A 24,154-nucleotide genomic window follows, 5' to 3' on the forward strand; every position below is an offset into this window, starting at 1 on the left:
GATTATGAGAGTACGTAGACAATAAATTTCAATTTGACTAGGAAGTGTTAATGTTGAATGTTTTTTCGATTGGTAATGGAAAAGATTATGAGTTAACAAGAGAAAATTTTATACAAAAAACACATAAACAGTTTCCATTTTATCAAGATGCTAAGAAGTATGAAAATCCATATTTTGCAATTTGTCCAGCATGTAATAATCCAATTCAAATAATAAATTTGTTTGGAGCACAGTACAGGGAAGAAACGACAGGGAAAACTAATATGCATGGCAGACATTTTCTGCGAGATATAAAAGGCTTACCAAAGTATAATCAACTAAATTATGATGGTTGTCCATTACATAAACCTACGGCTTTTAAAATAGCTAAAATTAGGGAAAACAAACTCGTTAATGAGGAAATAAAAAAGTTAATTGAAGATAATAGAAGGAAACTTGCATCAGATATTAGAGATATAACGGGAATTCTCTTGAAAAACGAAAGAATCTATCAAATGATAGATGATTATATAGTTGCTAAGGATTACTGCTATACACATACCAATAAATATAATATTCCATATAGTATATTATATACAAGGAAGGCTATTAAGTTATTTGGACAAAGAATTGGTTCGACGGAGTTAGGAGAAAAAATTCATTTGGCTATAAAGGAGAACAGCGAGAATTTTGACGTGAAAGAAAGGCGCATAATTAAAAAGGTAGACGAATTTGTTTTACCGTATTTATTGGTTTCAAATCATAGAATTAATGGTAGTAAACAGTATATGACAATATGTATTGAGGAAAATAGTGAGCATAATGATACTCGTTGTATATTTCGAGAAGAAATAGAAATGAAACAATACATTTACCTATTAAAAAAGGATACAGAATAATAAAACGCTTTTAATCATTGCTTCGGTAATGACTAAAAGCGTTTTAAGTGTTTGCCTTACATGGGGAGTAACTCAGAGGTGGAAGTCCGCTATGGACTTTAGTGGAACCCATTGTTAGAAAATAATAGAGTGAAAGCAGACGTGTAAGCAGGTCGCAAAGCAACAAGATAGGGTTAATCTTAAATTCAATGGTGTAAAGAAATTAGGAATTTTAAAATTGATATTGTTTATTATAATGCATTAATGAAAAGTTCAAAATAAGTACTAGTGTAAACTAATTCAAAAACTAAGGAGAGCTTATATGTATATTTCAAAAATTAATATAAATAATTATCGCTTACTTAAAAGCACAAGTATAGACTGTGAAAGAGAATTGTCACTTATAATCGGAAAAAACAATTGTGGAAAAACATCTCTATTATCTGCATTAAATAAGTGCATTGGCAGTAAATCTGAAAATGGAAATTTTGAATATTTTGATTTCAGCACATCCTTCCAAAATAAACTTTATAATTTGGTGAGTACATCAGGTGAATTTTCAGAGGATGAATTAAAAGGTATACAGGTGGACTTATATATCGTATATGATGAGAATGATAATTTGACTAACATAAGCAAACTCTTGTTGGATTTAGATCCCGATAACAAAACTGTGATTCTTAGGTTTTTATATTCATTAAAGGAAAATATTGATAAATTGAAAGAAGATTTTACTAAATATAATATAGAAAGAAGCAGTTTGAAAGATAAAGAAACGTTTATTAAGTTCATGCAAAAAAAGCATAAACAATATTTTGGGTTTAAAAGATATAGTGTTCTATACGATTATAAGGAAAATAAAGTAAATAATGAAATGTATAAATTTCTTGACAGTAAAGACGTCGATATATCAAAACTTATTGCATTTAATTATATTGGAGCTAAAAGGAGTGTTTCAAATTCAACAGAAACTGAGCTTTCGGCACTTGCCAGCAGCTATTACGATAAATCTAAAAATCCTGATGAAAATGGTTCAACAACTCAACAGTTTGAAAATGCGGTAGACGAAACAGATAGTGCATTTAATTCTATATATGGTAATATTTTCAAACCATTAACCGATAAGATATCTAAATTTGGTGGGATTAGAAAAAATGAAACTACATTAAAAGTTGTTTCTCAGATTCAAGCTATGAAGTTACTAAAAGACAATACGACAGTTGTCTATGATGATCAAACTAACTTTCTACCGGAAAATTATAATGGACTCGGATATTTGAATTTATTTAGCATTATTATGAATATTGAGATTAAACTAAATGATTTTAGAAAGGATTCAAAAAAAGATGAACTACCTGCGGATATAAATATTTTGTTTATTGAAGAACCAGAAGCACATACGCATCCGCAAATGCAATATATATTTATAAAAAATATAAAAGATTTGTTAGAAGAAGGAAAAAAAACTGAAGGTAGTAATAGAAAAATAAACTTACAAACGCTAATGACTACACACTCGTCACACATTGTAGCTGAAAGTAATTTTGATGATATTAAGTATTTTGTCAAAAATATAGATGGTAATGAATATAATATAATATCCAAAAACTTAAAAGAATTGGAAATAATTTATCAAAAAGAAGGCGGAAAGTCTAACAATCGTTTTAAATTTCTTAAACAATATTTGACGTTAAATAGATCTGAGGTGTTTTTTGCAGATAAAATTATTCTAATTGAGGGTGATACTGAAAGAATTTTGCTTCCGGCTATGATCAAAAAATTAGACCAAGAAAACAACTATGAAACACCGCTACTCTCGCAGAATATTTCAATAATTGAGGTTGGAAATTATTCTGAAATTTATTCTGAATTTATTCGTTTTATAGATACTAAAACACTAATTATTACTGATGTTGATACGGAAAAATATTGCGATGCAACCGATAGAGATGGAAACCTCAAAAAAGATAAAGATGGACAAGTAATAAAAGTATTATCTGCATGTCGAGTGATCGATGGAACTCATACAAGTAATAGTTCATTAAAATATTATTTGAAAGAAAAATTGAAAGCTGAAACTGATACTAATACACAAAAAGAGATATTAACAAAATTATCTATTGAAGATAAAACCGTTAAATATGATGATACTAATCCAAAATGGATAGCTGATAAAAATGGTAGGGTCTTAATCGTTTATCAAACAAACCAATCTAATTCTGATGGTATTTCTTATAATGCTAGAAGCTTTGAAGATGCTTTTTTCCATATTAATAAAAAGTTTTTCACACACTTAGGTGGTGCTAATATTGATGACAACAAAAAAATGTGTGCTGAAAAGTTTCAAGGATTAAAAAGTGTTCATCTCTTGTTTGACGATACCCAAGATAGCTATTTTTTAGCTGAAAAGTGTGTTAATAAAAAGCCATCTTTGGCAATGGATATTCTTCTGAATAGTGAAAATATAGAGGGCAAAGATTTTGCCAATTGGGAAACTCCTGCATATATTAGGGAGGGCTTAGAATGGTTACAGAAAAATTAGAAAAAGAAGTAATAGAAGTATTTAAGCTTATAGATGAAAAGAAAAACTTTGTTTTAAGTGGAGGAGCCGGTAGTGGTAAAACATATTCTTTAGTTGCCGTGATTAACGAAATTTATTCAAGAAATCCTGCTGCAAAAATTGCTTGTATAACTTACACAAATGCAGCAGTCCATGAAATTGAAAATAGAGTTGCAAATAACAAACTTAGAATATCAACTATTCATGATTTTTTATGGGATAATATATCTTCTTTTCAAAGTGAATTAAAATCAACTTTAATTGAAGGTATAAACAATTCTGAAGTAAAATATAAAAACATAAAAGTAGAGACGCCATATATCAATACATTTGAAGGTGGAATAAAATACACTGAATATCTTCGCTTGGCAACAGGTAATATATCACATGATGAAGTTATTACATTGGCAAATCAGATGTTTAAAAAATATCCTAAACTCTGTGACATATTAAATAATAAATATGACTACATTTTGGTAGATGAATATCAAGATACTTTTCCTAAAGTAGTAGAAATATTATTGGATTTTTTACCCAGTAGCAAGACAACTACTAAAGGTATAATCGGTTTCTTTGGAGATTCAATGCAATCAATATATGATGATGGTATTGGAGATCTAAATAAATACATAGAATCAAGTTTTGTTGTAGAGATTCAGAAAAAGCAAAACAGGAGAAATCCACAGTCAGTAATTACTTTAAGCAATAAACTTCGTACTGATGGATTAAAACAGGAGCCTTCTAAAGATGGGAAAGCCCCTAATATGGAAAACGATGTAATTAAGCAAGGTAGTATAAAATTTTTATACGGAAGTATTTTTCTTGATGAATTAAAGAATAAAGATTACTTTAAAGGGTGGAATTTTGATAATCCAAAAGAAACAAAAGAACTTCGATTAACACATAATCTAATAGCTGCTACAGCTGGATTTCCCATATTAATGGAAATATATGACAAAGATCCACTTTTAAAACTTAAAGGAGATTTTTTAGCCTATATTAAAAAAGAAGGAATAGAAATTAATGAAGATCAAACCTTTGATGCGGTTATGCTGTCAATTGATTGGAGATTCTCAAATAAAGTAAGAACTGTCGAAAATCGAGGACGAAAGCAAATTGAAGTATTTTTAGAGAATAATGAAAATAGCATACTTTACGATATAATTAAAAACATGGCTTTTTCTGATGTAAAAAGAATATACTTTGATAAAGATAATTTAATTTCAGATAAAAAAGAAATTGATGAAAAAGCTTCGACTCAATCCAAAAGAGATAAATTAATACGGCATTTATTTAAAATTCAATCAGTCATAAAAAGTTATGAGGATAAAGAGTATAATGAATTCTTACGTAAGACTTCATTTAAAATTGGAAATATTGCTGATAAGAGAAAGATAAAACAAAAGCTTGATACTCTTGTCAATATGAAAGAAAATACAATAGCCGAGGTCATATCCTATGCCGATGAAAGTGGCCTATGCTTGAAAGATGATAATATAAATCTGTTTATAAAAGAAAATGAGTATCTTTTTAAGCGAGTTTCTGGAGTTAAATATGATGAATTTATACATTTATATGACTATTTAGAAGGTTTTTCACCTTTGTCTACACAACATAAAATCAAAGGTGCAGAATTTAATAATGTATTAGTTATATTAGATAATGGAAAATGGAATGATTACAATTTTGAGTATTTATTTAATCCTACTCACGAAAAATGTAATAAAAATGTTTTGGCCAGAACAAATAAGCTATTTTATGTTTGCTGTACACGTGCTATGGATAACTTAGTTGTCTATTGTGAAAATCCAAGTAGTCCTATGATTATTACGGCTGAAGATTGGTTTGGTAAAGAGAATTGTATTCCAATGTGAAATGTAATTAAGGTTCATGGAGATAATTCTAATTACTATTTACAATGATTAATTTTTTATATATAGTAAATTACCTAAAAATAGTTTAGATCAGAAACTTAATAAGTTTCGCCTAATGTTTATATCAACAGCATTTTTTTATTAGATAGATCTACTCAATGCCAGTTGTCATATAGATAACATTTGCGAGTGTAGTTAATGGATGCATACATTGGTGAAGCAGTTATAATTTCGCGTGGTATTTAATGTTTTTGGTTGGCTTTCTAAAACAAAGGGTGGCGACGTTTTGAAAACCGAAGCATCCATGATATCATAAATATTAGAAGAAGCATTAAATGCCTTTAGTCATTACTGAAGTAACGACTAAAGGCATTTAAATTATATCCCCCCAATAGGCACAATTAAATTCTGGCTATCAAAGGTTGACAGGCTGTCAGTCGTATAAATAATATATACCGTGAATAAGGAGTTTCCAGCGTTTATCGCTGGAAACTCCTTTCGCTAATGTTTTGGTTGACTATTCGAAGCGTGCAGCTACGAAGTGCTGGTCAACTAATACGAAGTGTATATTAAAAAACGGCCGGAATGGGATTGATATCTATGCTGACGAAGTGCGTTACTGGTACCAATCCAAAAATACGCAGCGATTTTTATCGAATGTTAGACGATTGTCTCTTGGTGAAATTTACATAATTATCAATAAATTCATTTTCGGTTCGTGCGTACACCCTGAGTGTCTGCAGTATGTAAGAATGTTGAAGGATAAAGTGAGAGACGTATACTATGAAAATGAAACACCGACAATTGAAAAGAGTCGAAGATACGGCATTTAGTGTCATAAATTTATTAAACGAAACTGAATGAAAGTATGGGAATGAATAATCTTTGAAAGAAAAAGGGGGAATTTGTGTAAAAGTATAGAATAGTAATATATTAAACATTTTTGATGGTTAGGGAGTTATTTGTTGCCAATGATATTTCTATGATTGAAGATAAAAAATATCAGCGATAGATATTAAAGACAAGTTGCTGAAACATGGCTTTGGAGTTTCTCGGAAACAGCACCACTGGAGCTAAGATTAGGGAAGGCGATAGAGTTTTAATTTATCTTGCTGGTCCAGTTTGAAGAGAGTTTGTTGCTGGTGCTACAATAGCTAATGATGCAGAGAATTTAGTGAGTGGATCTGAGGGGAAAAAGATATTGTCAGTGCATGGAATAGATTTTTAAAATATAAGGTAAAACTCAAAAATGACGTAAATTTTCCTAATGCTATTAAAATTATACACTTGATCGATAAGATTAATTTTATAGTTGGCAAGAAAAATTACGGATTATATCTTCGATTACCGATTGTTCGAATCAATTCGAACGACATTGAATTGATTTTAACTCATGGTGGATTTTGATAATTAATTGGCAATGTAGGTATTTTGGTAATTAAATTGTGCGTGCGATATGTCGGACATATGTTAACCTCCTGGTATAGAAGATATCATTGAATATATTGATTACATGATTCCAAGTAAATTTACTAAAGAAAACACAATAATTCATATGGAGGGTATATCGTGAATATTCAAGAATTAGTTGAAAAATATAAGTCTGACAGAAATACACATATGAAATCTACATACAACGAAACACAATTACGAAATGATTTTATCGATCCCTTTCTTAAGTGTTTAGGGTGGGACGTTGATAATGATAAAGGTAAAACTCATTTTCTAAGAGATGTAATTCAAGAAGAGTATATAGAAGTTGAGGATGAAGATACTAAGAAAAATCCTGATTATACACTTCGTATTAATGGGAGCAGAAAATTATTTGTTGAGGTGAAAAAACCTTCGGTAAAGATATTGAGCTCTGCTAAAGCTGCTTTTCAAACAAGAAGATATGGGTGGAGTGCAAATTTAGGTATATCAATACTAACAAATTTTGAGCATCTCATTATTTATGATTGCAGACATAAACCGGACAGTTCTGATAATGAACATATCGCTAGATATAAAGTATTTTCGTATGAAGATTATGAACAGGCAATCGATGAAATTAATAGTCTAATTTCATATGATGCAGCTAATTCTGGTATATTGGATGGAATGTTTAATGTAGATGAAAGAGAAGGTGAGACCTTCGATGAGTATTTCTTGCAGCAAATAGAAGGCTGGCGTGAAAAATTAGCTGCAAGTGCGATTAGAAATAACACTGAACTCAATGAAGAAGACATAAATTACATTATTCAGAGACTATTGAATAGGATAATCTTTCTAAGAATCTGTGAAGATCGAACAATTGAAAAATATGAAACAATTAAATCCGTTAAAAATTATGATGAGCTAAAAGAACTTTTTCATAAATCAGATAAAAAATTCAACTCAGGGCTTTTCGACTTTATTGAAGACGCGTTATCACTTGAGGTCAATATTGATTCCGATGTGTTAATTGATATTTTTAATGAATTGTATTTCCCACAAAGTCCCTATGATTTTTCTGTAGTTGATCCAACAATATTAAGTCAGATTTATGAACGTTTCTTGGGACGCAAAATAACAATTGATGCTGGTCGGACATTCAATATTATGGAAGCACCAGAAGTTTCAGCATCAGCGGGTGTTGTTCCAACACCAAAGATGATAGTAGAACAAGTAGTAAAGGATACTTTATCACCATTGGTAGAAGGAAAAAATTTTAATGAGTTAAGTCAACTTAGAATTGCAGATATTTGTTGTGGATCAGGTACCTTCTTAATATCTGCATTCGATTTTCTTTTAGAAAAAAAGCTGGTGAAGATTATTGAAGAGGGGATAGAAGACCCCAACTTGGTTTATAATGTTGATGGTGTAGGATTAACTTTTACATTAAGAGGTAAAAGGGATATATTGGAAAATAACCTATATGGGGTGGATATAAACCCTTACGCTGCTGAGGTGACAGAGTTTAGCTTGCTGTTAAAGCTATTAGAAGGAGAAAATGAAGCAACAATTAATAATTTTATTCATCAACATTCCGGTAAAATTCTGCCTAATCTTAAATCAAACATTAAATCCGGGAACTCATTAGTGGATAGCAAATTCTTTAATTTCATGCCTGCCGCTCTAGAGGATGATAAGATTCTCTTTGCTGTTAAACCTTTTGACTGGAATGAGGAGTTTAATGATATAATGGCTAGTGGAGGATTTGATGCGATTATTGGTAATCCACCTTATGTTCGTATACAAAACATGCAGAAATATAGCCCACATGAAATCAAGTACTACCAATCTACGGACTCGCAATATACTGTAGCAAAAAAAGCAACTATCGATAAATATTTTGTCTTTATCCAAAGGGCCATACATCTACTGAATCCAACAGGGATATTAGGGTATATAGTTCCACATAAGTTTTTTCTAACAACAGGAGGAAAAGAACTTAGGAGTTTTATAACAGAAAACCATCAAATATCAAAGATTATTCATTTTGGAGTAACTCAAGTTTTTCCGGAAAGATCAACTTATACTGCGATTTTGATTTTGCAAGCTAATAGAATGGATGAATTTGAGTTTAAGAAGGTAAGCAAGATTTCAGCAGAATCTTTGTCTTCCAATGCTGATACTAGAAAATATAAAACGGATAAATACAATGCTGATCCGTGGGTGTTTTTGTCACCTGAAACAGAAGATATATTTGATAGGTTTAAAGGTGAAGAATATGAAAGACTTGGAGATATTACGGATATAACCGTAGGCTTACAAACAAGTGCCGATAAAATTTACATATTTGCTCCTGAAGAAGAAAATGAGAGTACCTTTGCGTTTACTTATAAAGGGCAAAAATATGAGGTTGAGAAAGAAATATGTAAGCCGGCAATTTACGATTTATCTTTTAGTAGTTTTGAGAGTATTGAAGGAAATGCTCAGATGATATTTCCTTATAAAATTGCAAGTGATGAAGTGAGACTAATTGATGAAGAAACTATGGAAAGAGACTATCCTCTAACATGGAAGTATTTATCTGACAATAAAGTAGTACTTGAGAAAAGAAGTTTACAGGGAAGCACTCCTAAATGGTATCAGTTTGGTCGCTCTCAGAGCCTTGTCAAGTTTCATAATGCTGAAAAACTTGTTTGGTCAGTACTTGCCACTCGGTCGCCATATGTGCTTGATACAAATAATTTATTATTTACAGGTGGAGGAAATGGTCCATACTATGGACTACTAAATAAATCAAATTATTCTTTACTTTACTTTCTGGGAATTCTATCGCATCCTGTAATAGAAAATATGGTCAAAGCAGGTGCAAGTGAATTTATGGGTTCTTATTATTCTCATGGCAAGCAATTTATTGAGAAACTACCAGTTAAAAAAATAGATTTTTCAAATGAAGATGAGTTAGAAAAGTATAATAAGGTTGTCAAAATAGTTAGAAACTTAATCAATACAACTTCACAAGCTAAAGCCGAGAAAAATAGCTCACGTAAGAAGGTCTTAGACCGAAAACTAGGAACTCTATTTAATCAGCTTATTAAAGTGATTAATGATCTTTACCAAATAAATGATGAAGAATTTGCAACAGTAATGAATGATGAAATGTTAACGGGTATGACAGGAGATGAATAATGGGTCAATTGAACGAAACCTTAAGTAAGCAAAAACTAAGGGGTGGTTATTATACACCCCAGGTTATTTCTGACTTTTTATGCAAGTGGAGTATTAATTTGAAAACAAATAGCGTTCTAGAACCGAGTTGCGGAGATGGAAGTTTCATTGAGTCAGCAATAAATAGATATAAGGAATTAAATATTGATGTACGTGAAATTGAAGAAAGAATTACTGGTGTTGAATTAATTGATGAAGAAGCTGGTAAAGCAAAAGAGCGTGCTAAGATTTTAGAACTAAAAAAAAGTCCTATTATTAACGGTGATTTCTTCGGTTTTATAAAGAAAAATAGAGATAAGAAGTATGATGTAGTTATTGGAAATCCGCCGTTTATACGGTATCAAAATTTTCCGGAGGAGCACCGTAAAATAGCCATCGAAATGATGCAAAACTTAGGTTTGAAACCGAATAGGTTAACAAATATCTGGGTTCCATTCCTTGTAGTATCAGCATCATTGCTAAATGAAAACGGAAAGCTAGCAATGGTAATACCAGCGGAATTATTCCAAGTGAAATATGCGGCAGAAACTAGAATATTCTTATCTCAATTCTTCGAACGCATCACAATAGTTACATTCAAAAAATTAGTTTTTGAGAGAATACAACAAGAAGTGGTTTTGTTACTATGCGAAAAAAGAGTAAGTCATGGAAGCGGTATTCGTGTTATTGAATGTGAAAGTTTAGATGATTTAAACACGATTGACTTTGTATCTATTAATGGATCAAATGTAAAACCAGTAGATCATAGCGCAGAAAAATGGACCAAATATTTCTTAAATGAAGAAGAAATACTACTTTTAAGAAGATTGAAAAACGACAGGAGAATTATGGCTTGCAAGGAGATCTTTGATACCGAAGTTGGGTTAGTAACTGGCAGAAATGAATTCTTTATGATGAAAGAAAACCAGACAAAAGAATGGAATTTAGAAGAATACACAATCCCTGTTGTAAGTAAATCAAATCAACTTAAGGGAATTAATTTTTCAGATAAAGATTTCCACGATAATTCTACAGCACAAAAAGCAACTCACCTATTTTTACCACCCGATGAAGACTTTGATCAACTACCAGATGTATGCCAAAAATATATTAAATATGGTGAGGAGAATGGATTCCATCAAGGTTATAAAACTCGGATTAGGAAACGCTGGTATATAACTCCATCAAGATGGGTTCCGGATGCTTTTGCGTTAAGGCAGGTTGGCGAGTATCCGAAAATTATTCTAAATGAAACAGGAGCTTCATCAACAGATACAATTCATAGAGTCAGATTTAAGGAGGGTGTCAACAAAAAGTTAGCAGTTGTTTCATTCTTAAATTCATTAACTTTTGCATTCTCAGAGGTAACTGGTCGAAGTTATGGTGGAGGAGTTATGACATTTGAACCATCTGAAACTGTAGAAATCAGGATTCCAAAATTTGATGGTTTTACAATAGATTTTAATGAGATCGATACTTTAATAAGAAAAAGAGAAATCGAAAAAGTGTTAGATATTGTAGATGAAGCATTGTTGATTAAGCATCATGGCTTTAGTAGAGACGAAGTTGAACAGATGCGTGGAATTTGGAAAAAGTTATCTCAGCGAAGAGCCAATAGAAAAAAATAATAGTTTCTGATATGTTTGTTTCTTTTAATATAAAGAAGTATAGTTGATTTAATGCGAAGCAGTTCAATAAAACTAAAGGCTAGGATAATCAAGAATGGCTGTTAAATAGCTGGTAAAGACGAGTCGCCAATCCAAATTTGGATTGGCGATTTATCTTTTGTCCTGTTTATATTGTAGACGCTGTGTTATAATAAACAACAATACATAACACAAAAGGCTGGTGCGATAAATTGAAGCAATCAAAAGAAAATATACAGCAAATTGCCATCTATTCTCGTAAATCTAAATTTACAGGTAAGGGTGAAAGTATAGAAAATCAAATAGAGCTTTGCAAACAGTATATCCGTACCCATTACCAAAATTGCAACGACGAAGGTATCCTGATATATGAAGATGAAGGATTTTCGGGAAAAAATACAGAGCGTCCTAAGTTTAAAAAGATGATGAGTGATGCAAGGGCAAAGAAGTTTTCTGCGATTGTCTGCTATCGCCTTGACCGTATAAGCCGTAATATTGGTGACTTTGCTAAGTTGATTGAAGAATTGGACGGGTTGAAAGTTTCTTTTGTTTCTATTAAAGAGCAATTTGACACTTCATCACCTATGGGTAGGGCCATGATGTATATTTCCTCTGTGTTTTCACAACTGGAGCGTGAAACGATAGCCGAACGCATACGTGATAATATGCATGAGTTATCCAAAACCGGCCGTTGGCTTGGTGGCGTATCGCCTACAGGTTATGTTTCTGAACAGGTGGAGAATGTAACAATAGACGGGAAAACCAAAAAAGCTTGTAAGTTGAAACTTATTCCCGAAGAAGCAGAAACTGTTCAAGAGATTTACAGAGTGTTTTTGGAAGCCAATTCATTAACGAAAACCGAAACTTACTTTATTCAAAACGGTTATAAAACGAAAAATAAGAAACTATTTACCCGCTTTGCACTCCGTAATATCCTTACCAATCCTGTATATATGATTGCTGACGAGGATGCTCATCATTACTTAATCGAAAATGAGGTAGACTTGTTTTCTGAACAAAAAGATTTTGATGGCAAGCATGGTGTTATGGCATATAACCGTACAATTCAAAAAACAGGTAAGACGAATCAAATACGCCCGATGAACGAGTGGATTGTATCTGTGGGTAAACATATGGGACTGATTAAAGGAGCGGAATGGATAAAGGTGCAGGAATATTTAGATCAAAATCGGTCGAAGTCTTTCCGCAAGCCTCGTAGTAATGTTGCACTTCTTTCTGGCCTTTTATTTTGCACTTGCGGCGACTATATGCGGCCTAAACTTAGCCAACGGAAGAATGCGCAAGGCGAGCTTATTTATTCTTATCTTTGTGCCATGAAAGAAAAGAGCCGTTCTTATGTCTGCCAGATGAAGAACGCCAACGGAAATTTGCTGGATCGAGTTGTTTGTGAAGAAATAAAAAGACTTGGCTCAGATAGTTCAGAATTTATCCATGAACTTGAACTTGGGAAAAAACAATTGGAAGGCAATCGTGAAAAATATGACGATAATCTAGATCGATTGCGTGGTTCAATTGCGGAAGTTGAAAAAGAGATTAACGCATTGGTATCGTCTTTATCCAAAGCGACAGGTACAGCAGCCGAAGGCTATATCGTTAAACAAATTGATGAGCTGCACGGTAAGGGCGAAATTATGAAAAGTCGTATTGCTGAGATGGAGAGTCTCACAGCCAATCATGCTCTATCTGATATTGAGTTTGATATTATTCGTCAGATGCTAACAAATTTTCGGGATACGATAGACGATATGAGCGTTGAACAAAAACGCGCCGCCCTACGCACCTTTGTGAAAAAGGTAGTTTGGGACGGCGAGAATGTTCATGTGTATTTATTTGGTTCTGATGACAGCAGCGGTATCGAATTGCCGCCGGATGACTTCCTTTTAAATCACAACGGAAGTGCCGAAAATGTGGGGAATATTACTGAGCCGTTATGTGAGGATAGCAAATGAGATTTTAATGCATTTGCGTAGCACCAGACGGGTTCGTAGTGAAGTGAGTCTTTATGATCCAATCGGAGTAGATAAAGAGGGTAATGAAATAGTTTTACTTGATATTCTTGGAACAGAAGCTGATGTAGTTGCAGAAACGGTAGAAAATAAATGTGAAAATGAACGACTAGCAAAGCAAATGGATTTGTTAACGAAACGCGAACGGATGGTTTTAAATTTACGGTTTGGTATCCCAAATGGCGCTCGTAAAACGCAGCGTGATATTGCCAAAATGCTTGGAATATCACGTAGCTATGTATCACGTATTGAAAAAAAAGCTGTGGAACGAATTGGGAAACGGTTAAATAATGATGAAAAAGTCTAAAATACATATCGCCTAATGATTAGCGTACTTTAGAGTTCTGACTCATTAGGAGGAAAGATATATTTGGTAAGAGTCTGGATAAATGCGGCTAGGATTCAGATGGAGTAAAAAACTCTACTTGATTTAAGTCTATTTTATCATAACAAGATAAAACAATTTTTTCCAAAGAGGAAAGTTCATTTGTTTATTGACAAATGAACTTTTTTATGTTTAAGTAATAATATAATACCCCACCCCGTGGGGGTATTATATTATTACTTAAACGAGAGCATATTACTAGATAAGAATTATAGGTAAAAAAGGATGAATATGATGAAAAAAATTTTTAATGTCATTGGCATGTCTTGTTCGGCCTGTTCGTCAAGTATAGGGAAGACAGTACGTAGATTAGAAGGGGTAAAAGCGGTCAATGTAAATTTATTAACGAATACAATGCAGGTTGAATTTGATGAAAATGTTATTACAACGGGTGCGATTTGCCAGGCTGTGAAAGAAAGTGGGTATGGAGCAAATCTAGCAGATGGAAAAAAGTCAGCAAAAAATGAGAATACAGAAAAAGATATAGTAGAACAAATGTGGTTTCGATTAAAAAATTCTTTTTTATTCATGATTCCACTTATGTATATTTCTATGCATCATATGTTTACTTACCCACTTCCAGCGATATTTCATGGCACTGAGAATGCAATTACGTATGCATTTTCACAATTTTTATTAACGTTACCAATTCTTTATGTAAATCGTAAATACTATATTGTTGGTTTTAAATCGCTACTAAGTGGACACCCCAATATGGACTCATTAATCGCTATTGGATCAGGTGCAGCATTTATCTATGGAGTTGGAGCAATTTTTGCAATTGGACATGGTCTGGGGATTGGAGATTTTGAATATGTAAAACAATATATGGGGGATTTATACTTTGAATCTGCCGCGATGATTTTGACTTTAATTACTTTAGGAAAATATTTAGAGACAAAATCAAAGCGCAAAACCTCTGAGGCAATTGAAAAACTATTGCAGTTGACACCGAAGCAAGCAACGGTTATTCGGGATGGAAAAGAAGTGGATTTATCTGTAGAGGAAATTATTGTCGGTGATATTGTGATTGTAAAGCCTGGACAAAGTATTGCTGTAGATGGAGTAATAACAAGTGGAACTTCATTTGTCGATGAATCTATGCTTACTGGAGAAAGCCTTCCTGTTGAAAAGAATGTTGGAGACTTAGTAATTGCAGCTACTTTAAATAAATCTGGTGTATTTGAATTTAAAGCAACAAAAGTAGGAAAAGATACAACATTGGCACAGATTATTCAATTGGTTGAGTCTGCGAGTGCAAGCAAAGCGCCTATTGCACGTTTAGCTGATAAAGTAAGCGGGATTTTTGTACCTGTTGTTATTGGTATTGCTATTTTATCCGCAGCAATATGGATTTTAGTTGGTGAGAGTATTACTTTTGCCTTATCGATAGGGATTGCTGTACTCGTTATTTCCTGCCCTTGTGCTTTAGGGCTTGCAACTCCTGTTGCAATTATGGTTGGTACAGGAAAAGGTGCGGAAAATGGAATTTTAATAAAATCAGCAGAAAGCCTTGAATTGGCGCATAAAGTGTGTACAGTTGTACTTGATAAGACGGGGACAATTACGGAAGGAAAGCCCAGTATAACAGATATTGTTACTTTTGGCTTCATGACAAAAATGGATTTATTGACGTTAGCCGCTAGTTTGGAGAAGAATTCAGAGCATCCACTTGCTCGAGCAATTTTAGAGTATGCTGAAGACTGGGCAATGCCGATAAACTCAGTGGAAAACTTCATGGCAATTTCTGGGTATGGTGTGAGTGGAAAAATAAAAGGCAAAATTTTTTATGGAGGAAATTTACGGCTATTGAAAGAAAAAAGTATTTTTCAAGATGCTTTTGCCAAAGAAGGCGAAAAATTTGCTAAACAAGGCAAGACGCCATTATATTTCTTTGATGATCATACGTTATTAGGGATTATTGCAGTTGCAGATGTAGTAAAGCCAAATAGTAAAATGGCAATTGATTCTTTAGTTAAATCGGGAATTGAAGTCATTATGCTGACTGGTGATAATCAATCCACCGCAAAGGCGATTCAGTCGATCGTAGGTGTGCCAAAAGTTATTGCTGAAGTTTTGCCCCAAGATAAGGAAAAAGTAATCCGAGATTTACAAGCGGAAGGAAAAGTTGTCGCAATGGTAGGTGATGGAATCAATGACGCACCTGCACTAACACGTGCTGACGTTGGCATTGCAATTGGTGCGGGGACGGATATTGCCGTAGAGTCGGCAGACATTGTGTTAATGAAAAATGATTTACTTGATGTAGTGAATGCCATTGCGCTGAGTAAAGCGGTAATTAAAAATATTAAACAAAATTTATTTTGGGCGTTTTTCTACAATTGTATTGGAATTCCACTTGCAGCGGGTGTATTTTTCACTTTGTGGGGACTAAAGTTAAATCCAATGTTTGGAGCGGCTGCGATGAGCTTAAGTTCTGTATGTGTAGTAAGTAACGCACTTAGATTAAAATTATTTAAATTTCAGGTAACAGAAAAAATTTCTGTTTATCATATGAAAAATGAAAAGCCACGCGTAAAAAAAGGAGCGATACAAATGAAAAAAGTAATCACAATTGAAGGAATGATGTGCAAACATTGTCAAGGAAAAGTTGAAAAAATTCTCAAAGAAATTGATGGTGTAACAAACGTTGAAGTGAATTTAGAAGAAAAGACAGCGACGGTTATGATGGATAAGGTGATTGATGATCGATTATTGACTGAACCAATTGTCGATGCCGATTATGAAGTTTTAAACATTCAAGAAAAATAAGCAGATTTGGTTTGAGGAGTCAATTATGCAGGCAGATGCAGAGAAAATTATGCGGTTATTGAAAACTGCACGTGGACAAATGGATGGGATTATCCGAATGGTTGAAGAAAATCGTTATTGTGTCGATATTTCTAATCAGGTGTTAGCGACACGAGCTTTGCTCCATACCGTGAATAAAGAAATTGTTAAAGCACATATGGAGCATTGTATAAAACAAGCTTTTCAAACAGACAAAGAAGAAGAAAAGATTGAAGAGTTTTTGGTGATGATGGATAAAATGATGAAGTAATGTGAGTTTTATGGGCAGATGTATTGCGGAGCGATACATCTGTGTTTTTTTAGAAAAAGGCTAAAATAAGTGAGGCATTATTAGTATATATAGGGTATAATGGTAAGGGTTTTGTTTATATTTTTATTAGTGAGAATTATTAAGTACTGGTAAGCTCGTTAATTAAATGAGTAATTTCTAGGGAGGTCGGAAAGTTTGAAAGAAATTATGTTTAAAGGTGCTGGGGTAGCTATTATTACTCCTTTTAATGAAACTGGAATTGATTTTAATGAACTTGCGCGGTTAATTGATTTCAACATTGAAAATGGAACAGATGCTATCATTATTACGGGAACAACGGGTGAGTCAGCAACGATGACCGATGAAGAACATAAAGAGGCCATAAAATTTACTATAAATCATGTAAATAAAAGAATTCCTGTAATCGCTGGTACTGGATCTAATGATACTGCATATGCTATGCAATTATCGAAATATGCTCAGGAAGTTGGTGCAGATGGATTACTTCTTGTAACACCATATTATAATAAATGTTCACAAAAAGGACTAATTAAACACTTCACTTATATTGCGGATCATACAAATATTCCGATTATTTTATATAATGTACCTTCACGTACTGGAGTAAACATCGCGCTTGATACTTATATTGAACTTGCAAAACATCCGCGAATTGTAGCGGTAAAGGAAGCGAGCGGAGATTTATCAGCAATTATTAAAATAAAAGAAGCTTGTGGTGATAATCTTCATATCTATTCTGGTAACGATGATCAGATTGTACCAATTTTATCGATTGGCGGTATAGGCGTTATTTCTGTATTATCTAATGTTATGCCAAAAGAAGCGCATGATATTTGTCAGCTTTATTTTGATGGCAAAGTAAAAGAAAGTGCCGAGTTACAAATTAAATTATTAACGTTAATCAATACACTTTTTATTGAAGTGAATCCTATTCCAGTAAAAACTGCATTAGGTTTAATGGGGTACAAGGTTGGCGATTTGCGGATGCCACTTTGTGAAATGGCAGAAGGAAACCTTGCAAAATTAAAAGAAGTACTTTCTACGCATAAATTGATATAAGGTCTGTAGAGAATCTAAAAAATATTATTAGATGAGTAATATTTTATATAAGATAAATTAACTTTTGTAAAAATTTTTTAGGGGTAGATAAAAAATACCGTAGGTATTGCTTATCTACCCCTATATCGTGATATAATATAAGTTATTATTACTATTTGACAATTTAGTTAATCTAAAGACTAATTCGCTTTAAGTATCCCATTTTCTATAAGTGAGAGCTGTAACTATAGGGCATAGACAAGCGGCTAAGTCTCTAGATAAGGTGGCTTGCATCAGATGGAATAAAACTCCACTTGAGAAAAGTCTAATTTATCAAATTTTTATACTAAATTGTATAGACTAAAACTGGATGGTGAAAAAATGAAAATTACGCGTAATGATGTAGAAAACGTGGCGTTATTATCACGTCTTGAGATTCCTGAGGAACAAGTTGAGAAATACACTGGCCATTTAAATGCGTTTTTAGAATATGCAGATGTGCTTACAAGTCTTGATACTAAAGGGGTACAACCAACAGCACATGTACTTCCATTAAAAAATGTATTCCGTAAAGACGAAGAACATACTTCCCTTGATCGTGAACTTGCTTTATCTAATGCACCAGAAAAAGAAAATGGCTACTTTAAAGTGCCAAAAATTGTAGAAGGTTAGGAGGAAAATTGAGTGAAGTTATACAATCAGCCAGCACACGTGCTTCATGATATGCTAGTGAATAAAGAAATTACGGCAGTAGAATTAGTAGATAGTTTATTTGCTCGTATGGATGAAGTTGAAGGCAAGGTAAAAGCATATTTAACACAAACGAGAGAAACTGCATTAGCAAAGGCGAAAGCAGTGGATGAAAAAATTGCTCGCGGGGAAGAAATTTCATTTTTAGAAGGGATTCCTGGCGCGATTAAAGATAATATTTGTACAAAAGGCACAAAAACAACTTGTGCATCTAAAATGTTAGAAAATTTTGTGCCGCCATATGATGCAACTGTGATGGAAAAATTACAGGCGCAAAATCCTACAATTTTAGGTAAAACGAATATGGATGAGTTTGCAATGGGTGGTTCAACAGAAAATTCCGCGTTCTATCCAACGCATAATCCGTGGAATATAGACTGTGTACCTGGAGGTTCAAGTGGTGGTTCAGCGGCTGCTGTGGGCGCAGGAACTGCGATTTGGGCACTAGGATCAGATACAGGTGGATCTATCCGTCAGCCGGCATCATTTTGTGGTGTTGTAGGCATGAAGCCAACTTATGGACGCGTATCGCGCTATGGTTTAGTTGCGTTTGCATCTTCACTTGATCAAATTGGGCCTGTGACACGCGATGTAACAGACTGTGCGCATTTGATGAATATTATTTCTGGTTATGACAAACGTGATTCTACTTCTATTAATGCAGAAGTTCCTGATTATACGAAATCACTTGTAAAAGATGTAAAAGGCTTAAAAATTGGTTTACCAAAAGAGTACTTTGTTGAAGGTATGGACGAAGATGTTGAAAAAGCTGTACGTGCGGCAATCAAGCAATTTGAAGATTTAGGGGCAGAAGTTGTTGAAGTATCTATGCCACATACGAAGTATGCAGTATCCGCTTATTATTTAATTGCGCCAGCTGAAGCAAGTTCAAACCTTGCGCGTTATGACGGTGTTAGTTATGGTGCTAGAGTAGAAGGTACCGATATTGTAGATATGTATAAGAAAACTCGTAGTGAAAAATTTGGTGAGGAAGTACAGCGTCGTATTATGCTTGGTACATATGCATTAAGTGCAGGTTATTATGATGCTTATTATTTACAGGCACTAAAAGTTCGGACTTTAGTAAAACAAGACTTTGATAAAGCATTTGAAAAAGTAGATGTATTAATTACGCCAACAGCACCAACTCCTGCATATAAAATTGGAGATATGATTAGTGATCCAATGAAAATGTATCTGCAAGATATCTGTACAATTCCTGTAAATTTAGCTGGAGTGCCAGGAATTTCTCTTCCATGTGGATTTAGTAATTCTGGTATGCCAATTGGGCTTCAGATTATCGGTAAACCTTTAGGTGAAGAAACATTGATTCGCGCTGCGTATACTTTTGAACAAAACAATGAATATCATAAGAGTATTGCACCAGTGGGGGAGGCTGAATAATGAGCTACGAAGCAGTCATTGGGCTTGAAGTCCATAGTGAATTAAAAACGAATACAAAAATATTCTGCGGTTGCAGTACAAAATTTGGCGCAGAACAAAATACACAAGTTTGCCCAGTTTGTTTAGGATTACCAGGTGTACTTCCAGTAATTAATGAACGGGTTGTAGAGTTTGCCATTAAAGCAGGACTGGCTTTAAATTGTAAAATTAATAATTTTAGTAAATTTGATAGGAAAAATTATTATTATCCTGACCTACCTAAAAACTTTCAAACTTCACAATATGATTTACCGATTGCGGAACATGGCTATTTAGATATTGAAGTTGATGGAAAAACGAAAAGAATTGGGATTACAAGAATTCATATGGAAGAAGATGCAGGAAAATTAGTACATTCGGGAACAACAATCAATGATTCTGATTCTGCATGTGTAGATTATAACCGTACGGGTGTACCTCTAATTGAAATTGTTTCTGAGCCAGACATGTCTACACCAGAAGAAGCTAGAGCTTATATGGAAAAGATTAAATCTATTTTAGAATATATTGATGTATCTCATTGTAAAATGGAAGAAGGTAATTTAAGAGCTGATGTAAACGTATCTTTACGCAAAGTCGGTGTAAAAGAACTTGGCACAAAGGCGGAGATGAAAAACTTAAATTCCTTTAAGATGATTCAAAGCGCTTTAGAATATGAAATTGAACGCCAAGCGGAAATCTTAGATGATGGTGGTCATATTGTCCAAGAAACTCGCACATGGGATGACGCAAAAGGTATGACTGTTTCTATGCGGACAAAAGAAGCTGCGCATGATTATCGTTATTTGCCTGAGCCTGATTTAGTTCCCATCATTACAAGTGATGAACAAATTGAAGAAATACGTCAATTACTCCCTGAGCTTCCTGATGCTCGTCGCAAACGCATGATGGAAGATTGCGGACTTTCTGCCTATGATGCAGGTGTTTTAACGGCTACACGCCAGATGGCTGAATATTTTGATGAAGCGGTAAAAGATAAAGCTGATGCAAAATTAGTTGCAAATTGGATGATGGGGGATTTAGCGAAAAATCTAAATGCAGAAGGAAAATCCATCACGGAAAGCCCTGTAACTGCTGCAAATTTAGCTGAACTTGTTAATTTAATCAGCAAAGGTACAATTTCCAGTAAAATTGCAAAAACCGTGTTCGAAGAAATGTGGAAAACCGGTAAACAAGCTGAAGTTATCGTAAAAGAAAAAGGATTAGTACAAATTACTGATACAAAAGAGATCGAAGCGATTGTTGATGTTGTACTTGCAGCAAATCAAAAAGCTGTAGATGATTATAAGGGTGGCAATGCAAAAGCCATAGGTGCTTTGGTTGGACAAGTGATGAAACAAAGTAAAGGTAAAGCAAATCCAGGGATGGTAAACGAATTACTTAAGAAAAAATTAGATGCATAAAAAATTAGAACAGAGCTTTTGCTCTGTTCTAATTTTTCCTTGAGAGGGAGGAGAAAAGATGAGAGTTGTACCTTTAATTGAAAATGATGTACCAAACATGTCTTTCTAAATCAAATGGAAAGGAATGCTCTCCATTTGATGTTGCATTTTAAATATGGAGAGGAAACATGTTTAGTATGAAAAATAAATGGTTAGGTTCAATTTATTTAACTTTAGCGGCAAGTATTTGGGGAGGAATGTTTGTCGTTGTCAAAATCGTAGTACCTGTAATTTTGCCAATTGAGTTAGTTTGGCTGCGTTACTTGGTTGCGGGCCTAGTGTTATTGCTTTGGGGTGTAGTTACCAAGCAGAAATGGCGAATTGACAAACGAGATTGGAAATGGATTTTTCTTATTGGTCTGATTGGAAATACAATTTCGATTGTTACGCAAGAATATGGAACACTTTTTTCTTCTGCGCAGACTGGAGCCATTGTAACGTCTGCTACACCCGCGTTTATGTTGATTTTTGCAAAGGTTTTACTAAAAGAAAAATTAACGAAACGAAAAGTAGTCTCAGTTGTTTTAGCAACATTAGGTGTTTTTCTGATTGTTGGTATTAATCGTGTAGATTTGTCACATCAATTAGGTGGCATATTTCTTTTTATTGCTGCACTAACATGGGCTTTAATGTCAATCCTAATAAAGTTAGTACCTTCAAAATATTCGATATATTTGATTACAAACTATGCAATTTGGGTAGCGGTTACTTTATTGACACCATTTGTAATTGCTTATTTTCAGCAAATTGCGTGGAATCGATTACAGGAACCGATGATTGGTGGCGGAATTCTGTATTTAGGTGCAGTATCAACAGCTGGGGCTTTTATTCTATGGAATAAAGGGATACAGATGATGGATTGCGCGACAAGTGGTTTATTCTTTTTCTTTCAACCTTTAGTAGGAACTTTTTTAGGGTGGTTAATTTTGCATGAACCACTTACGATTTGGTTTTGGATAGGATCACTTCTCATTTTCGCGAGCGTACTATTAATTACGTTAAAAAGAAAATAAAGTAAGTTTGGATTCCGATGGATTTATAATTTTATTCGAATCTTTAGCTATGAAGAAGCAAAGAAACCAGATGATCTTGTATTTAAGATTATCTGGTTTCTTTTTGTTTAATTTTTTCCCAATAAATGATTGATATATTGTTGTGCTGTACGACCGGAACGTCCGGAATGGGAGACTTCCCAAGCAATTGCACCAGCCCTGAGTTCTTCAGCAGATATATTCAAATTGTACTTTTTTGCTAAACCTAAAACAATATCTAAATACTCTTCCTGATTTGGAGATAGATAACTAATGGTAATCCCAAAGCGGTCAGATAGAGAAATTGTTTCATTTACTGTATCTGCACGATGGATATCATCGTTTTCAGCACCTCGATCTTTCCATGTTTCTTTGATTAAATGACGACGATTAGAAGTTGCATAGATTAATACATTATCTGGTTTGGACTCTACGCCACCTTCGATATTAGATTTCAAATATTTGTACTCAACTTCGAAATCTTCAAAGGATAAATCATCGAGAAAAATGATAAACTTTTTGCTGCTGCTCTGACGGAGCGTCTCCATGATCTGCGGTAAGCTAACCAATTGATTTTTCGTAATTTCGACTAATCTTAGTCCATGGGAAAAATATTTGTTTGCTAAAGCTTTTACAGATGAGGATTTTCCTGTTCCTCTTGCACCTACTAATAACGCATTATTTGCAGGTCTACCGTTGACAAACGCTTCTGTGTTTGCGAGTAAAACTGATTTTTGATATTCATAACCGATAATCTCATCAATAGACATTTTATCAAAATGTCTTATTCCAATTAATTTTTTCGTATCATTCCAACGGAATGCACGAAAGTTAGCAATATCACCAAAGCCATATGTACGATAATAATCAATAAAAGTATCTGCTAAAAATTTTGGATTTGTTGCGGTCTTTACTTTATCTTGTAAATCGATAATTGATAAGTTATTGCATTTTAAGGTAGAGCGATAATCATCAAGTAAAGAGGTATCGAAGTAGGTACTGGGGCTTGCCTTTAAAAGGGGATAAATGATTTCCATATCATTGATAAAAGCACGATAAAGGCTGTTGCCAATGGTACCTTGTGATTTTTCTGTCATGACAGCAGCGATGTTTTTCCCTTGAGCCATTAAGTAAACGATATAACTACTTAAAAGATTACCCGAAAGATTTAATGATTCAGCTTTATCAATTAGCTCGTAAATAAGCGCATTTTTTAAGTCAGAATGATTATTTCCTTTAAGAAGTGTGATAAATTTTTTTATAATTCCATCTTCTAATAAGGAACGGCAAACAATTAAATTTTGTATATTTGGAATTATAGACACGACAGCTTTCCCTCCTATGGACTTTAAATAAAAGACGAAACCAACCGCCTTCACGGTGATTTCGTCTCTTTCATTCT

At 33.6% G+C, this 24,154-nt stretch carries 15 protein-coding genes; 14 read left to right on the forward strand and 1 reads right to left on the reverse strand.

Annotated elements, in window-relative coordinates; all coding sequences use genetic code 11:
• Nucleotides 1-50: 50 nt before the first annotated feature.
• The 14 genes from P3F81_RS03970 to P3F81_RS04035 all read left to right on the forward strand — a co-directional run bounded on the left by P3F81_RS03970 (nucleotide 51) and on the right by P3F81_RS04035 (nucleotide 22,734).
• On the forward strand, nucleotides 51-878 hold the full coding sequence (locus P3F81_RS03970; RefSeq protein ID WP_309320665.1) for a hypothetical protein: 828 nt from the start codon (nucleotides 51-53) through the stop codon (nucleotides 876-878).
• Between the two features lie 301 nt (nucleotides 879-1,179).
• Nucleotides 1,180-3,399, forward strand: coding sequence for an ATP-dependent nuclease (locus P3F81_RS03975; RefSeq protein ID WP_309320667.1), 2,220 nt, complete (start codon nucleotides 1,180-1,182; stop codon nucleotides 3,397-3,399).
• Nucleotides 3,381-5,291: a UvrD-helicase domain-containing protein gene (locus P3F81_RS03980; RefSeq protein WP_309320668.1), complete on the forward strand. Its 1,911-nt coding sequence runs from the start codon at nucleotides 3,381-3,383 to the stop codon at nucleotides 5,289-5,291. The genes P3F81_RS03975 and P3F81_RS03980 overlap by 19 nt, the downstream gene beginning before the upstream one ends.
• 1,569 nt (nucleotides 5,292-6,860) lie before the next feature.
• The gene (locus P3F81_RS03985) at nucleotides 6,861-9,890 is read left to right on the forward strand and encodes an Eco57I restriction-modification methylase domain-containing protein (protein ID WP_309320669.1); all 3,030 of its coding nucleotides are present in this window, start codon (nucleotides 6,861-6,863) and stop codon (nucleotides 9,888-9,890) included.
• A complete protein-coding gene (locus tag P3F81_RS03990; RefSeq protein ID WP_309320670.1) occupies nucleotides 9,890-11,536 on the forward strand; it encodes an Eco57I restriction-modification methylase domain-containing protein in 1,647 nt (548 codons plus the stop codon). Before P3F81_RS03985 ends, P3F81_RS03990 begins: the two co-directional genes overlap by 1 nt.
• A 230-nt stretch (nucleotides 11,537-11,766) precedes the next feature.
• Nucleotides 11,767-13,524: a recombinase family protein gene (locus P3F81_RS03995; RefSeq protein ID WP_309320672.1), complete on the forward strand. Its 1,758-nt coding sequence runs from the start codon at nucleotides 11,767-11,769 to the stop codon at nucleotides 13,522-13,524.
• Nucleotides 13,481-13,888, forward strand: coding sequence for a sigma-70 family RNA polymerase sigma factor (locus P3F81_RS04000; RefSeq protein WP_309320673.1), 408 nt, complete (start codon nucleotides 13,481-13,483; stop codon nucleotides 13,886-13,888). Before P3F81_RS03995 ends, P3F81_RS04000 begins: the two co-directional genes overlap by 44 nt.
• Before the next feature lie 312 nt (nucleotides 13,889-14,200).
• A complete protein-coding gene (locus tag P3F81_RS04005) occupies nucleotides 14,201-16,738 on the forward strand; it encodes a heavy metal translocating P-type ATPase (RefSeq protein WP_309320674.1) in 2,538 nt (845 codons plus the stop codon).
• A 25-nt stretch (nucleotides 16,739-16,763) separates the two neighbouring features.
• On the forward strand, nucleotides 16,764-17,027 hold the full coding sequence (locus tag P3F81_RS04010) for a metal-sensing transcriptional repressor (RefSeq protein ID WP_147667766.1): 264 nt from the start codon (nucleotides 16,764-16,766) through the stop codon (nucleotides 17,025-17,027).
• A 195-nt stretch (nucleotides 17,028-17,222) separates the two neighbouring features.
• Nucleotides 17,223-18,107 (forward strand): 4-hydroxy-tetrahydrodipicolinate synthase, encoded by an 885-nt coding sequence (gene dapA / locus P3F81_RS04015; RefSeq protein ID WP_147667767.1) that lies wholly within the window; start codon nucleotides 17,223-17,225, stop codon nucleotides 18,105-18,107.
• Between the two features lie 360 nt (nucleotides 18,108-18,467).
• The gene (gene gatC / locus P3F81_RS04020) at nucleotides 18,468-18,758 is read left to right on the forward strand and encodes an Asp-tRNA(Asn)/Glu-tRNA(Gln) amidotransferase subunit GatC (RefSeq protein ID WP_147667768.1); all 291 of its coding nucleotides are present in this window, start codon (nucleotides 18,468-18,470) and stop codon (nucleotides 18,756-18,758) included.
• A gap of 12 nt (nucleotides 18,759-18,770) precedes the next feature.
• Nucleotides 18,771-20,240, forward strand: coding sequence for an Asp-tRNA(Asn)/Glu-tRNA(Gln) amidotransferase subunit GatA (gatA, locus tag P3F81_RS04025; protein ID WP_147667769.1), 1,470 nt, complete (start codon nucleotides 18,771-18,773; stop codon nucleotides 20,238-20,240).
• Nucleotides 20,240-21,682, forward strand: coding sequence for an Asp-tRNA(Asn)/Glu-tRNA(Gln) amidotransferase subunit GatB (gene gatB, locus P3F81_RS04030; RefSeq protein WP_147667770.1), 1,443 nt, complete (start codon nucleotides 20,240-20,242; stop codon nucleotides 21,680-21,682). Before gatA ends, gatB begins: the two co-directional genes overlap by 1 nt.
• Before the next feature lie 167 nt (nucleotides 21,683-21,849).
• Nucleotides 21,850-22,734 carry a DMT family transporter gene (locus P3F81_RS04035; protein WP_309320675.1) on the forward strand — a complete coding sequence of 295 codons (885 nt, stop codon included), beginning with the start codon at nucleotides 21,850-21,852 and terminating at the stop codon, nucleotides 22,732-22,734.
• A 107-nt stretch (nucleotides 22,735-22,841) separates the two neighbouring features.
• Here the strand turns inward: P3F81_RS04035 and P3F81_RS04040 are convergent, their stop codons facing one another.
• Nucleotides 22,842-24,077 carry an ATP-binding protein gene (locus P3F81_RS04040; protein WP_309320676.1) on the reverse strand — a complete coding sequence of 412 codons (1,236 nt, stop codon included), beginning with the start codon at nucleotides 24,075-24,077 and terminating at the stop codon, nucleotides 22,842-22,844.
• Nucleotides 24,078-24,154: the final 77 nt, after the last annotated feature.

Origin of the sequence: Selenobaculum gibii, from assembly GCF_030273445.1 — a bacterium.
GTDB classification, from domain to species: domain Bacteria; phylum Bacillota; class Negativicutes; order ICN-92133; family ICN-92133; genus Selenobaculum; species Selenobaculum gibii.